Genomic DNA, 14,384 nt, shown 5'->3' on the forward strand with positions numbered 1-14,384 from the left:
AGAGGGCATGGTATAAAACTCTGGAAATGACAGCCAGCTTTTTATCGATTTCAGTGATAAAAATTGCCATAATAAGCTTATGCCAGACAAAAAAACCTCTCCCAAGCCAACCTGGTTTGTTTATTATTTACGTTGTGCTGACAATAGTTTGTACGCAGGTGTTACTACAGACCTTATTCGTCGGCTCTTTGAACACAATACCTGTAATAAAACAGGTGCTAAATACACGCGCGCGCGTAGACCGGTAAAATTAGTTTACGCTGAAGCTCAAGAAAATCGCCAACTAGCCTGCAAACGTGAATATCAATTAAAGAAGTTTACCAAGGTAGAAAAAGAAAACTTAGTTCATAGTTTTACCCCCAATATTTTAACAAAAGTCCCCTGACGATACTGGTCTGCTTAGTCTCTGTTTTTTCAATTAATTTCCACTTATCTGTGGGTAACTGCTAATATACGGCGGTTTTCAAACAATAGATGTAGGTATTATGTTTCTAGAAAGTTACTGTAGCGTAACAGGCAGTCAAATAAGTTTCTCTCGTCAACAAGGCAGTGACTTTGCTAAAAAAATTGCCGATGATTTCAATCCGCTACATGATGTCGATGCAAAACGTTTTTGTGTACCCGGTGACTTACTTTTTTCAGTGGTACTAGAAAAATCAGGTTTATCACAAAACATGGGGTTTACTTTTTCGGGCATGGTTACTGATGGTCTTAAACTAGATTTTCCAGAGAAAATTGTCGAATCAGCCTGTGTTACCGATGATAATGCTAAAGAGTACATGAAAATAGAAGCCTCTGGTGAATGTACAACGAATAGCCAATCGATCAATGCATTGATCCGCGCCTACGTTGAGTTTTCAGGCCATACATTTCCACATATTTTAGTAAAATTAATGTTTGAAAACAGTGTAATGATCAATCCGACACGGCCAATGGTGATGTACGAGAACATGTTTATTCATTTAGATAAACTTGATTTTGTTGACATACAATTGCAATTAACAACGCCCAGTTTACTTATTGATGGAAAACGCGGTAAAGCGACACTACCTTTTGATTTAGTGGCTAATGGTGAAGTTATCGGTCATGGTAAAAAGCACATGCTACTCAGTGGCTTAAGAGATTATGAACAAGCAACTATTGATACACTTGTTAGCCATTACAACGATAAAAAAGCGCAATACCTGAAATAATATTTCGATAGAATGATGTTACTTAACAATAATAGTGGTGTCACCTTTCTCAAACGCCAACTGCTGTGTTCTTCTGTTTTCTACGCAATAAGCAAACTGACGGGTAGTCTTAGGCCGTAAACACTTTTTCGGCTGTTGATAATATTTCAGCCATGCTTGCAATTTTTTACCTTGATAACGAGATTTTATTACAACGGGAGCTGACGTTTGAAAGGGTTTACTACTGCCCTTTTTAACATCTCTTGAGAAAGTGGCTGATAACGGCTGATGGATATTTATTGCAATATTTCTTTGCTTTTTTTTATGGTTACTTTTTACCTTTTTTAACAGACCTCGTTCGCACTGCCACCATTTTTTCCGCGCCACTTTCTCTTGTTTATTTAATTTTTCACTGCGTTTTAAGCCATGGCCTTGCCTTTGTTGTGACTGAACATTACGCAATTTATCTGCATAAGATTGACATTCTTTTTTCCCCGCATAACTTTCATAAGAAAAAGTTAACATGATGCCAACAAAAAAAATTTGAAAATAAACACTCTTCACGGTTCCTCCTTGAATCAATACTAGGGCACTTAACATAATAGTACATAAAATTAACATCACACTAACAAAGTGACAAATACGTTCTATACTCAGTTTTATCTAAAATGAGCAAGGACGTTCAATGTTGCACTCGTTTACAGTAAGGTTTTTATATTTATTGGCTTGCTGCATGCTTTTGGCACAGTGCTATGCAAATGAATTACCCAAAATTCAACTCGCAACACCCTATAAAACTGACATGAAAAATCCTATCAGTATTAATGAATACTTTGTTAGCGAAAAGCTCGATGGTATTCGTGGTTACTGGAATGGTAAAAATTTATTCACTCGTGGAGGTAACCTCATTCACGCACCGGAGTGGTTTACCCTAGGTTGGCCCAAAATACACCTTGATGGTGAACTATGGAGCAACCGTGGCGAGTTTGAAAAAATTAGCAGCTGTGTCAGAAAACATCAGCCTGCACCAAAAAATAAAATGAGTTGTTGGCATAAAATACGCTTTATGGTTTTTGACTTACCCAAACATGCAGGTACTTTTAGTCAGCGTATTACTCAGATGAATAATTTAATCGCATCAACGTCCAGCCATTATTGGCAGACAATAAAACAAGAAAAAATAAATTCAATCGTCTTATTGCACCAACGACTAGCGAATATCGTCAACATAGGCGGGGAGGGGTTAATGCTGCATCACCAAGCAGCCTACTACAAAGTTGGTAGAAGTCATGATTTAATGAAGCTAAAACAACATGATGATGCTGAAGCTATCGTTATTGCGCATATTAAAGGTAAGGGGAAATACAAAAATAAAATGGGTTCGTTAAAAGTAAAAATGCCTTCAGGTCTCACCTTTAAGATTGGTAGTGGCTTTACTGATAAGCAACGTGAAAGACCACCCGCTATTGGTAGTACGGTCACTTACAAATACATTGGTAAAACCGCGCGAGGTGTGCCAAAATTTGCGAGCTTCTTACGCATTCGTGAGCTAACACTCATTCAGTAAAATTTATAAAACTGACTATCGCCCCCTATAAAAAGAGAATAATAATTAATGGAATTTCACTTATGGTTATCTTTTGTCGTCATTTGTATGATGGGCGCTTTATCTCCCGGCCCAAGCTTGGCATTAGTCATCAAAAACACTTTGTCTGGAGGAACACCACAAGGTTATGCCACGGCTATTAGCCATGGTTTAGGTGTTGCGCTTTATGCAGCAATAACGGCAACAGGTATAGCAGTTATAATCGTTAAATCTCCTTTGATATTCAGTATTATTCAATATGCCGGAGCAGCATTTTTACTTTATTTAGGCGTAAAAGCCTTATTAAGCAAAAAAAATGACCACGTATTTTCTCAAGAAAACTCACTAAATAACGCATCAGTAAAAGGTTGGCGTGATGGATTTTTAATCGCTTTTTTAAACCCAAAACTCGCTATTTTCTTTCTCGCCCTATTTAGCCAGTTTTTAGGAGAAGACGCGAGCAGTGAGCAAAAAATGATAATGACAGCGACAGTAGGAAGCATTGATGCTTTATGGTATTGCTTAGTAACTTTTACACTATCACGCGGTAATATCATTAATAAATTACGTGAGAACAGCCATATTGTTGACAAAGTAACGGGCAGCTTTTTGATACTACTTGCTGCTCGTATAGTGATTAACTAGATACAATTTATTTAGCACATTTCCACGTAGCGAAAATAGAGCACTTTCAAGCCCTTACCTGCTTCAGCTTCAACGAATACCTTGGGGTTATCAATTCGATGCTGAAATTGGCACTGAGGGCACTCTCTAGCAACTTCAGCTAATAAGAAATCCTCACTTAAGTCAGGAGAGTTTAAACAGAGCACTACATCACTATTATTTGCCATTAACTCAGGCAAGCGTTTAATGATTTTCTTGTAATCTCGCTCAATATTTACACTGCCCTTTTGAAATGAAGGAGGATCGCAAATCAATAAATCGTAAGGGCCATTTTTTTTCAATCGATTGTACGATTTAAAAATATCAACACCTTCATATTTTACCTTGCTCGCATCTTGTTTATTAAGTTTATGATTTTCACGCCCTTTAGATAAAGAGCTTTTACTCATATCAATATTAACAACTTGCCGAGCACCCCCTGCAATAGCGGCAATAGAAAAGGCACAAGTATAAGCGAATAGATTTAAGACGTTCCTCCCTTCACTATGATTTTTCACCCAATCTCGGCCATTGCCCATATCAAGAAAAAGCCCAGAATTTTGTGCTTTACCTAAGCTAATATGATATTTAAGGCCATGTTCTTGCGCATTTAATTCCGTGATATCTTCTCCCCATAATACTTCGCTAGGAGCAAACTTTCGGCTACGGTATTGTACTTGAATCGATTGGCAGTTTGGGATCAACTGCTTTATCACCGTCACTTGTTCATTCAACCAAGCTTCATCAACCTCTTGGTAAAGTGTAATGAGCACAACAGGCGAAAACCAGTCAACATTGACGTGAGATAACTCAGGATAAGTATGACCTCTACCATGAAATAATCGTTGGCAATCAGTTAAACTACTGAGTTTTTCAATAGACTGTAGCGAAGTTTTAAGGTGATCTTGAAGGTTTAGTGTCATAACTATATTGTTTAAAAGATAAAATAAAGCCGCATAATAACAAATTATGCGGCTTTTGGTTAAATCGTTTGTTCCTTTACATTACCTCATCATACTACGAAGCAAAAATGTTGTAGGCAAAGAATTTTTGCGCAACAGTATTTAAGAAAATACATAAGACAATGAATGGTATAAAAGTACCTAACGAGAAGTTAACATACTTCTCTACCCAAGAACCTTTATAGTTATCGTTGCCAATAGCTAGTTCGTCTGAAAGGTTATGTTTTTTCCAGCGATAACTTACAAACATACATAAAAGAAAGCCATTTAACGGTAAAATTGTATCGTAGAAAATATCATAAACCACATCAAAGAATGAACGTGAACCGCCAGCATACGTTGTAAATTCAGTAAAGAACGACACCATACCAAATGAAACCATAGCAAATACAGTTAATACACCACCTAAAATCATTAAAATTGATAAGGCTTTTTTACGACTATGCTTTTTTTCTGTGACTAAATAAGAAACCGGTACTTCAATAATTGAAACTAATGATGTAATAGCAGCAAAAAACACTAAAAGGAAGAAAAATGCAGCGACGGCACTTGCACCAAAGTAGCCAATTGAGGTTTGTAATGCTAAAAATATTTTAGGTAAAAAAGTAAAAATCAATGATACAGAACTGTCACTTAACTCTGCTGGATTGACATTAGGGTTGAATGAAAATACCGCAGGTAAAATCATTAAGCCTGCAGTAAAGGCAACCGCAGTATCAGTTAAAGCTACTAATTTTGCAGAATTAACAATATCAGTTTTATTATTAATATATGAACCGTAAGTAATTAATATACCCATACCTAACGATAGCGAAAAGAACGCTTGCGACAAGGCGCCGTTAATGACTGATGGCGTTATTTTATCAAAATCAGGAATAATAAAAAATTTCACACCAGCCATAGCGTTATCAAGGCTTAGTACATAAACCACCATGATTAACAGCATAACGAACAATGCTGGCATCAGTATTTTGGCTGCTTTTTCTATGCCCTCTTTTACACCGGCAACTAAAATGAAGTTTATAATGGCGGCAACAGCAACCATAGCCACAAATAAATAGGAACTATTAATAAATTCACTAAAGCCCTTACCGCTGGCTAAATAATCTAATTGACCCGATAATGTTAACGCGAGATAACCGAAAAGCCATACAGTTAACACCATATAGAAAACAGCGATCATAAATGGCGTAAGCACACCAAAGATCCCAGCGATTCCCCAACCTCTACTACCACCACTGAGTTCTTTATAGGCACCAACAGGTTCTTTTTGTGTTTTACGGCCAACGGCCATTTCGGCAATCATTACCGGTAAACAAATTAAAAATACGAATAATGCGTACATAATTAAAAATGCACCACCCCCATTTTTAGCAGCATTCACAGGAAAGCCGACTAAGTTACCAATGCCAACAGCAGAACCTGCTGCGGCTAAAATAAATCCGAGTTTAGAGCTAAACTGCTCTCTAGATGCGCTCATAAATGTCCTTAATTATAATTATTTGTAGGGCATATTTTGTACAGTTTATTAACTATACGAAAAAAGAATTGCCTGATGCTAGCAGGCTTTATAATTAATGTCTTGTTTTAGAACGAAGGTATTAGTAATTAAGTGTATAAATATGGTTGCACCTAGAAACAGAGCTGTAAAATCACCTTATAAATTTCATGATTTCAACAAGAACTCATCTATAGCCCCTTCCACAAATCGTATCCCTCTATTTTGAGAAAAGTCCACCATTGATGATGGTGAGAATATTTTCCGCCTCTTCTGATGCAAATTCAACCGCCTGAGCTAAGTCATCACTAGAAATATTTAAATTCTGACATAAGCTTTCATCAATACTTTCATCATAATCGAACACATCGGGATGGCTATCAACTAATGCTAAACGAGAGGCTAAATAAAGCACTTTTACATCTTTATTAATTTGAATTTTTTTCGCTTCGTTAAAGTGGCGAATAGGTAAAATTATTTTTTCAGGTATTTGCCATATTTTTAATAACTCGGCAGATATATCGGTATAAGTAAAACCCAACGCTTGTTTTTGCAATACCCAAGGCAATTGCTCGGGTGAATATTTTTCACATTGTTGAGCAATTTCAGGCGTTATTTTTGCAACAATCAATTCACCAAAATTTTGTAGAAGTCCGGCGACAAAAAGCCGCTCAATATCACGGATCCCAGCCTTAATCGCTAAATTTTTAGTCGCCAAACCACAAAAAATGCTCATCCGCCAAAAACGTTTTAAATCAATCGCCTGATTTGAAAAGTGTTTAAAGGCTGTCGCCGCAACATCCACTAGCATCATGTTATAAATGGCTTGTGTGCCAATAATTGTGATGGCACGTGAGATAGTGCTAATTTCGCCAGGAAAACTATAAATAGCACTATTAGCAATTTGTAATAAACGAGAAGTCATTGAAGGGTCGACACTAATTACATTGGCAAAATCTTCAATCGTAGAGTCTTCATTCTCCATTAATCCTTTAATTTTGAAACAAGCGTCGGGAAGAGCAAAAGAGCCATTAGCTTGTAAAGCGTATTGGTGAGCATCCATGGTGGGTATCAATATTTTTTATCGAGTCATGTTTATAGTGTAGCTTTTTAGTTAAAAGCAGAAAACAAAAAAAACGCAGTGATCTTCATCACTACGTTTTATCTTTTTTACTGACGCATTTTACTGAGCGAAAGTTTTTCCAAAAAAGTCGCCTTGGTTCCACGTTGGACGTTTATCACCATTAGCAATTTCTAAACCTATCATCATATTAACCTCTGCAAAGCTTGCAGCGGCATCGTAACGAATAGGTAAGGTTATTTCATCACTATGTTGATGATAATGATTTTTAAGGAAGTCACCAAATACTGCACCGCCATCAATTTCAGGATCTTTAGATTTAAAGCCTGTCATTAAAAAGACTGATGGAATACCTGCTTTGACAAAGCTGTAGTGATCGCTGCGCGTAAATAACGCCTGCTCTGGCATTGGATCATCACTTAGCGACAAATTAATTTTTTCTGCGGCACTCGCAACGATAGGACCTAAACTTGAATGTGTTGAACCGAAAGCAATAATATCAGCAAATGGGTATAAGATTAATGGCATATCTAAGTTAACGTTCGCAACCATTTGAGACGAAGGTACCGTTGGGTTTGTTGCAAAATAGCTAGACCCTAGTAGCCCCTTTTCTTCACCTGTAACTACAACAAATAAAATAGAACGTTTTGGTTTTTCAGGCATGCTCGATAATAAGCGGGCTGTTTCTAGCAAAATTGAAACGCCTGATGCATTGTCTAACGCGCCATTGTTAATTTTATCTTCTTCGTCTCCATGACTGCTAATACCAATGTGATCAAGGTGAGCACTGAAGACCACATATTCGTCTTTTAGTACAGGGTCACTTCCTTCAATAACAGCAATAAGATTAGGGCTGGTAATTTCTTCATGGCGACTTTTATTCGCCATTTTAACACTTGATTTCAAAGCGAAACCTTTAATAGCAATATTATTAGTATCGTCGCTAAGTAACGCTTCTAGTGTACGTTCTGCTCCTTCAAATAAGGCTTGGGCATACTCTGAACTTAAATAAGCACCTCCTTTCATTTCGGGATGTTTACCAAAAGGCATGCCCTCTTTGTTTAACCAGCTTAAACGTGGAGCATCCGCATAAGATGCGCTTTTAGCAAAAGTTCTTACTGCATCACGTTTAGGGGTATGAATAGTAATAAAACCAACGGCTCCATTGTTAACCGCATGTTGAATTTTTTCACTGCTAGAGCCGATGTGAGCACCTTCTTCTGACGGTAGATCATCAGGGCGTCCTGTTAAAACAACAACAACTTTACCCTCAACATCAATATCTTCGTAATCGTTATAACCAAATTCTTCAGAAACAATGCCGTAACCAACAAAAACAGTTTCAGCCGTAATGCTGGCATCTGTGACGATACTATCGCCTGACATAATAAAAGCATCTTTAAAGGCTAACTCAACGGTACCTGAAGCATTAATAATAGAAAGCTCAGCGCTATTTTCTTCAAGGAATGCTTTTCTGAAGGTTACTTTTTGTTCAAATCCTTCACGTTCCCCCATTGGGGTTAAGCCTAACTGCTTAAAGTATGACTTTACATAATTAGCGGCTATTTGGTAGCCTTCACTACCAGTATCTCGCCCTAATAAAGTATCATCAGCTAAAAATTCTATGTGGGCTTTTATATTATTTTCATTTACTTGTGGCATTTTTTCAGCAACTGATCTTGTTGCTTCATTGTTTTGTCCACACGCAGATAAAAACGCGATACTTAATAAACTTGCACTGGCTATTAATTTAAATTTCATTGGCTTCTTCATATTATTAATTAAATTTTAAGATATTTTAGACGGGCTCGATATATTTATATCACTATAATGATTGTAAAAATAAAACGCCAGTATAGACATAAAGTTATTCGTTAAAGCGCTATTAACTAAAGATCATAAACCCCATGCTAAAAATGGCGTTATTCCTAATGAAATAACGCCATTTTATTTTAATAATAGAGCAACTACTTCAGCAAATATGCCTCTGTTTCAGCCGCCGGCATAGGTTTAGCATAATAATAACCCTGTCCAAAGCGACAGCCCATAGCCGTTAAAAGTTCGGCGTCAGCTAAGTTTTCAATGCCCTCGCCTACCGTTCCCATTTGTAAATTGGTTGCTAAATCTATAATGGTTTTTATGATCGCCTGATGATTATCATGCTCGTGTACATTATTAATGAACGAACGATCAATTTTTAGCACGTCAATCGGAAAACGATGTAAGTAACTTAAACTTGAATAACCCGTACCAAAATCATCAAGTAAAATTTTCACGCCTAATGTTTTTAGTGCATTCATATTGTTTAGCACTATGTCACTATTTTCGAGTAAAGCACGTTCGGTTAACTCAACTCTTAATTGCTGAGGTTTAATGCCAACACGTTGAATTATTTCTTCAATATCTGCCGATAACGTTACACTAAAAAAATGATCACCGTATAAGTTACAACTAACGTACAAGTCATCGCGACCACACATTTTTTCCCATTGCTTTAACTGTAAACAAGACTTCTCTAGGATCAGAAAGTCAATCGCCATCACTAAATTAGTTTCTTCGGCAAGGGGAATAAAATCATTAGGATAAACAAAGCCACGTTTCGTACTCTGCCAACGGGCTAGAGCTTCAAAGCCAACAACCGCTTCAGTTTTTAAATCAACAATCGGCTGAAAGTAAGGTGAAAATTCACTGTTTTCTATACCATTACGAATATCAGTTTCCAATTCCAATGCATGTTGAACTTTTTTCTGCATACTAGAGTCGAAAACTTCATAGCGGCCTTTGCCTTTATTTTTTGCATGGTACATTGCGGTATCAGCATCTCTAAGCATAATATCAGCGCTGTTATAACGTTCATGATTAAATAACACACCAATACTTGTACCAATAAAAATATTTTGGTTTTCGATAAGAAAAGGAGTGGCTAAAAAGTCAGTAATACGCTGAGCGATTTCATAAGCTTCATTATTAGAATCTAAATCTTCAATTAAAATAACAAACTCATCACCGCCTAACCGAGCCACGGTGTCTTTGTCTCGAACCAGTATTTTTAAATCTTTGGCGATTTTTTGTAAAAGCAAATCACCGGCATGGTGACCTAAGCTATCATTAACCACTTTAAAGCGGTCAAGATCTAAAAATAACACCGCAAATTTCATCTTAGCTTTTCGTTTATGACAAGCAATGGCATGATTCAATAAGTTAATAAACAGCGTGCGATTTGGTAAGCCTGTTAAGATATCGTGTGACGCCGTATGTTGTAACTTCTCTTCAGCCTTTTTTCTTTGCTTTATTTCGTCTTCTAATGCGACCGTTCTTAGCTTAACTTGCTGCTCAAGAAGTAGATGCGATTGTCGTTCAAATTCTAATATGTCACGTCGATTAATCGCCGAAGCAACATGTTGAGAAACAAACTTTAATAGTTCTGCATCTTGCTCTGTGAATGTGGTCGCTAAATTATAACTTTGTAAGACCATTGCTCCAAGTACAACACCAGAATGTATTAATGGCACACCCAGCCAAGATTTAGTTTCGCCTTGTGGTTCTTTAGCCTCACCTTGCTCATATAAAGCATGCATTTGCTGATAATTAAGTAATTGTGTTTCACCGGTACGAATAATGTACTCGGTAAAACCATTCCCTAATATTCTTGGCTGAGAGTCAACATCGGCATTAGTAGAGTTTTGATCTAAGTAATAAACAAAAGAAAGTGTTTTGGAATTTTGATCATATTTAGTGATATAAAAGTTTTGAGCGTTTATTAACTGGCCAACAATGTTATGAACCATGGAATAAAACTGATCAATGTGGAGCGTAGCATCATTGGTTAATTCTGATATTTTAAAAAGTGACTCTTGCAATAGCTCTGATTTTTCTCGCTCTCTGATTTGCTTCATAAGTTCACGAGTGCGTGAATTTACTGCATTTTGTAAACGCTCATGATCTTTTAAGCGAGTCATCGCGGTAACAATATGCTGAGCGGTAAACTCCATCAACTCAAGGTCGTCTACCAAGTAACGAATTTTCTCAGAATAACTCTGTACCGCCATAACTCCAATAACAACACCATCGTTCAGTAAGGGAACACCAAGCCAGTCGGTACTGTCAGAGCCCATACGTTTAATTGCATTCTTAGCCACTAATTCAGCAACAACCTCAGGAGTCGCTAATAATGATTTAGCTGTTTCAATAACATAGCAAGTCATAGAACCTGCAAAAGCGGCTAGGGGCGACTTCCCCAAAGGAAAATCGTCTTTTTCATCAATATCGTAAACAAACTCTAAGGTGGAAAAGGTTTGATCATAAAGCGCAATATAAAAATTTTCAGCTCTCATCACCGAAGCTATAGATTGATGAACTTGACCATAGAACATGCTTAAATCAGCACAGTCATGTGATAACTGGTTTAGTTTAAAAAGTGCTGTATAGCGGTCTTCTAGCTTGCGATATTTGACAAGCAAAGCAGTCGTTTCCTTTGCTAACAAGTTATCGCTCTCGTTACGATTATCACGTTCATTACTTAAAGGGTCTGCCATACAATCCATTTGAAATGAAGATAATAGAATTATTAATCATAATGACTATATTTGGGTAAAATATCCACTAAACGAAAGAAAACATTAACATTTTATTTGCATAGTTGCAGTAAAGGAGCATAAAGCTCCTTTACAATTTATTGCTTAACTTTTAATAAATTACTTATGATAAGGTTTACTTAAGCGGTGTACTGATTCTATAAAGTGACCCGCATGCTCTGGATCCACATCGGGGTGAATACCATGACCTAAATTGAATACATGCCCAGTACCGCCTTCACCAAAGCCTGCAAGAATTTTGTCAACTTCTTGTTCAATACGCGGTAAGGGGGCGTAAAGCATTGAAGGGTCCATATTACCTTGCAAAGCAACTTTATCGCCAATACGTGCTTTTGCATTTTCAATATCTATGGTCCAATCAAGCGCCACAGCGTCACAGCCTGTTGCCGCGATAGACTCTAACCACATACCGCCATTTTTGGTAAACAAGGTTACAGGGACTTTACGACCTTCATTATGACGAGTTAAACCGTCAACAATTTTTGCCATATACTGTAATGAAAACTCTTGATAATCACGTGGAGACAATACGCCGCCCCAGGTATCAAAAACCATAACTGATTGTGCGCCAGCAGCAATTTGTGCATTTAAATAAGAAATAACAGAATCAGCTAATTTGTCTAGTAACATGTGTAATGTTTTTGGCTCAGCAAACATCATTTTTTTGATTTTTGTGAACGCTTTTGAACTACCGCCTTCAATCATGTAAGTCGCTAATGTCCATGGGCTACCAGAAAAACCAATAAGAGGAACTTCACCTTTCAATTCTTTACGGATAGTACGCACCGCATTCATTACATACTGTAGTTCTACTTCAGGATCTGGAATACCAATTTTTTCTACGTCGGCTTTACAAGTAATAGGACGCTCAAACTTTGGTCCTTCCCCAGTTTCGAAGTACAAACCCAAGCCCATCGCATCAGGAATGGTTAAAATATCACTAAATAGAATCGCAGCATCAAGCGGAAAGCGACGTAACGGCTGAATGGTAACTTCACAGGCAAGATCAGCATCACGACATACCGACATAAAATCGCCCGCATTTTTGCGAACTTCGCGGTATTCAGGTAAGTAACGCCCTGCTTGTCTCATCATCCATACGGGTGTGTAATCTACAGGCTGACGCAAAAGCGCGCGTAAGTAAGTATCGTTTTTTAATTCAGTCATGAAGTATCTTCCCATTTTTATATGCGCGCATTCTATCATTAGCAATTTTTTTGGTCTATGTTCTAAATCAATTCTTAGCAGTAATAATATAAGCTTATTACCTTATACGAGTAATAAGCAATGCGTTATCAGTTACTTATTTTTAACAAGTGTAATTTATTGTAACAAAAGTGACTTGTACGAAAAAAATCGTGGTATAAATGCTCTATTAAAGTTGTTGCGTTAGCTTTTTTGCTTTGCTATAAATTGCCCCGCGTTAAAGAAGTACACAAAATAAAAATAATAATAATAAAAGAAATAATTAAAAAGAAGCTAGTATAAACTAGACCTACAGCGAGCAATTCAAGCCTTACACTTTGTAAGGCTTTTTTATTGCCTAAAATAACCTATTAATATTTCTCGTGTTTAGGCTATATACCTTTGGCGTTTCAATAGTCGATAGTATTCAAAATACCACTTATTTATAAATAGGTTTTTTCAGCCTTCGTTACCTTCTCTAAATAATGGCGAGATTCAGCTTTTGGGTGTTTTTTTGTCAGTAAATAGTAAACATCTTTAGGCAACTTGGCATTGAGCACTCTCATTGCTGTTTTGCGATTACCATGAAACGTTTTTAATACGTTACCCGCGCCACCATTGTAAGCTGAAATAATAGAGTAGTGTCGGCTGGTTACATTTTTTACGGCTTTTAAATAATTGTTGTTGAGTATGTGTAAGTAGGCTGAGCCAATATCAATGTTAAACGCGGGATCAAATAGCTGCTGCTTGGTTGGCATACCCTTTTTCTTCTTAATGCGTTGAAAAACATCAGCGCCGGCTGTTTTAGGCACAACTTGCATTAAGCCATAGGCATTAGCGGTACTTACCGCAAATGGATTAAAGCTACTTTCAGTTTCAATAATACCGTATATAAGTTGCGGTGATATTTGATAACGTTTAGCGGCTGCCAGTACATGAACACTGTATTTTTGTTCACGCAGGTGTTGATGTTTTTCAACCATTTTGATGCTAACCGCATAAATTTGTTTTTTATTTATTTTGTATTTTTGTAATTTAAATTCGGTTAAATACTCAGAGAATCGATTCGCGCGCCATTGGTATTTAATCGGCTTGTTGTCTCGGTCAACCACTTGTTGGTATAAGTAAGGTTGCCCTGATAACAGTGGTGCGTCGCTTGAAAATATATCAGTTTTTTGAGGATCAGATGTCGATAATAAAGTTGTTACTATTGCTTGCTGTAAATTATTCAGCGTTTTAGCGTAAGACTTATCAGCTAAAGTTTCGATTAAGATTGTTCCTTTTTCAAAATCAACAATGGCACGCGCTTTGTAGTTGTTGGTATATTTAACAAGCTTTTTATTGTTAGGTATTTTTGGCTTATCTTCGCCCCAAACTTCGTTAATCTGTTTCGTTAATTCTTCAAACAACGCCTTGATATTGTTAACATCTTGTAGAATAAGTTTATTTGTTTTAACCGCTTGTTGAGCAATAGCAATGAGGTCTGGGTCTTCAGATTTTATTTGTTTAATAAATGTTTCGGCACTGCGAAGTGAGGCAAGATTGGCTGTACTTTTACAACTGGTTAAACTAATAACGATAAGTAGCAACAACAGTTTTTTAAACATTAAATTACAACCTTTGATTTATTTACTCCCCACACA

At 36.9% G+C, this 14,384-nt stretch carries 12 protein-coding genes; 4 read left to right on the top strand and 8 right to left on the bottom strand.

Annotation, left to right across the window (positions count from 1 at the left end; genetic code table 11):
- The first annotated feature begins 79 nt into the window (after window positions 1–79).
- Window positions 80–385, top strand: a complete 306-nt coding sequence (locus H4J39_RS02335) for a GIY-YIG nuclease family protein (RefSeq protein ID WP_182225802.1) — start codon at window positions 80–82, stop codon at window positions 383–385.
- A gap of 100 nt (window positions 386–485) precedes the next feature.
- The gene (locus H4J39_RS02340; RefSeq protein ID WP_182225803.1) at window positions 486–1,193 is read left to right on the top strand and encodes a DUF3581 family protein; all 708 of its coding nucleotides are present in this window, start codon (window positions 486–488) and stop codon (window positions 1,191–1,193) included.
- 18 nt (window positions 1,194–1,211) lie between these two features.
- On the opposite strand, the gene H4J39_RS02345 is transcribed toward H4J39_RS02340, so the two are convergent.
- Complete coding sequence (locus H4J39_RS02345) at window positions 1,212–1,736, bottom strand: hypothetical protein (protein ID WP_182225804.1); 525 nt, start codon at window positions 1,734–1,736, stop codon at window positions 1,212–1,214.
- 121 nt (window positions 1,737–1,857) lie between these two features.
- Here H4J39_RS02345 and H4J39_RS02350 point away from each other — a divergent pair, with 121 nt between their 5' ends.
- Both H4J39_RS02350 and H4J39_RS02355 read left to right on the top strand, forming a co-directional pair.
- Window positions 1,858–2,739 (top strand): DNA ligase, encoded by an 882-nt coding sequence (locus tag H4J39_RS02350; RefSeq protein ID WP_182225805.1) that lies wholly within the window; start codon window positions 1,858–1,860, stop codon window positions 2,737–2,739.
- A gap of 48 nt (window positions 2,740–2,787) precedes the next feature.
- A complete protein-coding gene (locus H4J39_RS02355; RefSeq protein ID WP_182225806.1) occupies window positions 2,788–3,402 on the top strand; it encodes a LysE family translocator in 615 nt (204 codons plus the stop codon).
- 11 nt (window positions 3,403–3,413) lie between these two features.
- Here H4J39_RS02355 and H4J39_RS02360 read toward each other — a convergent pair whose 3' ends face one another.
- The 7 genes from H4J39_RS02360 to H4J39_RS02390 form a co-directional block, all read right to left on the bottom strand.
- Complete coding sequence (locus H4J39_RS02360; RefSeq protein WP_182225807.1) at window positions 3,414–4,343, bottom strand: class I SAM-dependent methyltransferase; 930 nt, start codon at window positions 4,341–4,343, stop codon at window positions 3,414–3,416.
- A gap of 94 nt (window positions 4,344–4,437) precedes the next feature.
- The gene (locus tag H4J39_RS02365) at window positions 4,438–5,862 is read right to left on the bottom strand and encodes a sodium-dependent transporter (RefSeq protein ID WP_182225808.1); all 1,425 of its coding nucleotides are present in this window, start codon (window positions 5,860–5,862) and stop codon (window positions 4,438–4,440) included.
- 238 nt (window positions 5,863–6,100) lie between these two features.
- Entirely contained in the window at window positions 6,101–6,943 is an 843-nt protein-coding gene (locus tag H4J39_RS02370) for an HDOD domain-containing protein (RefSeq protein ID WP_182225809.1), read from the bottom strand.
- Between the two features lie 120 nt (window positions 6,944–7,063).
- The gene (locus H4J39_RS02375) at window positions 7,064–8,722 is read right to left on the bottom strand and encodes a M28 family peptidase (RefSeq protein ID WP_259368726.1); all 1,659 of its coding nucleotides are present in this window, start codon (window positions 8,720–8,722) and stop codon (window positions 7,064–7,066) included.
- A 206-nt stretch (window positions 8,723–8,928) separates the two neighbouring features.
- Entirely contained in the window at window positions 8,929–11,496 is a 2,568-nt protein-coding gene (locus tag H4J39_RS02380) for an EAL domain-containing protein (protein ID WP_182225811.1), read from the bottom strand.
- 159 nt (window positions 11,497–11,655) lie between these two features.
- Window positions 11,656–12,723: a uroporphyrinogen decarboxylase gene (gene hemE, locus H4J39_RS02385; protein ID WP_182179062.1), complete on the bottom strand. Its 1,068-nt coding sequence runs from the start codon at window positions 12,721–12,723 to the stop codon at window positions 11,656–11,658.
- Window positions 12,724–13,184: 461 nt separating this feature from the next.
- Complete coding sequence (locus H4J39_RS02390; protein ID WP_182225812.1) at window positions 13,185–14,348, bottom strand: murein transglycosylase domain-containing protein; 1,164 nt, start codon at window positions 14,346–14,348, stop codon at window positions 13,185–13,187.
- Window positions 14,349–14,384: the final 36 nt, after the last annotated feature.

Origin of the sequence: Colwellia sp. Bg11-12, assembly GCF_014076955.1 — a bacterium.
In the GTDB taxonomy this organism is placed as follows: domain Bacteria; phylum Pseudomonadota; class Gammaproteobacteria; order Enterobacterales; family Alteromonadaceae; genus Colwellia_A.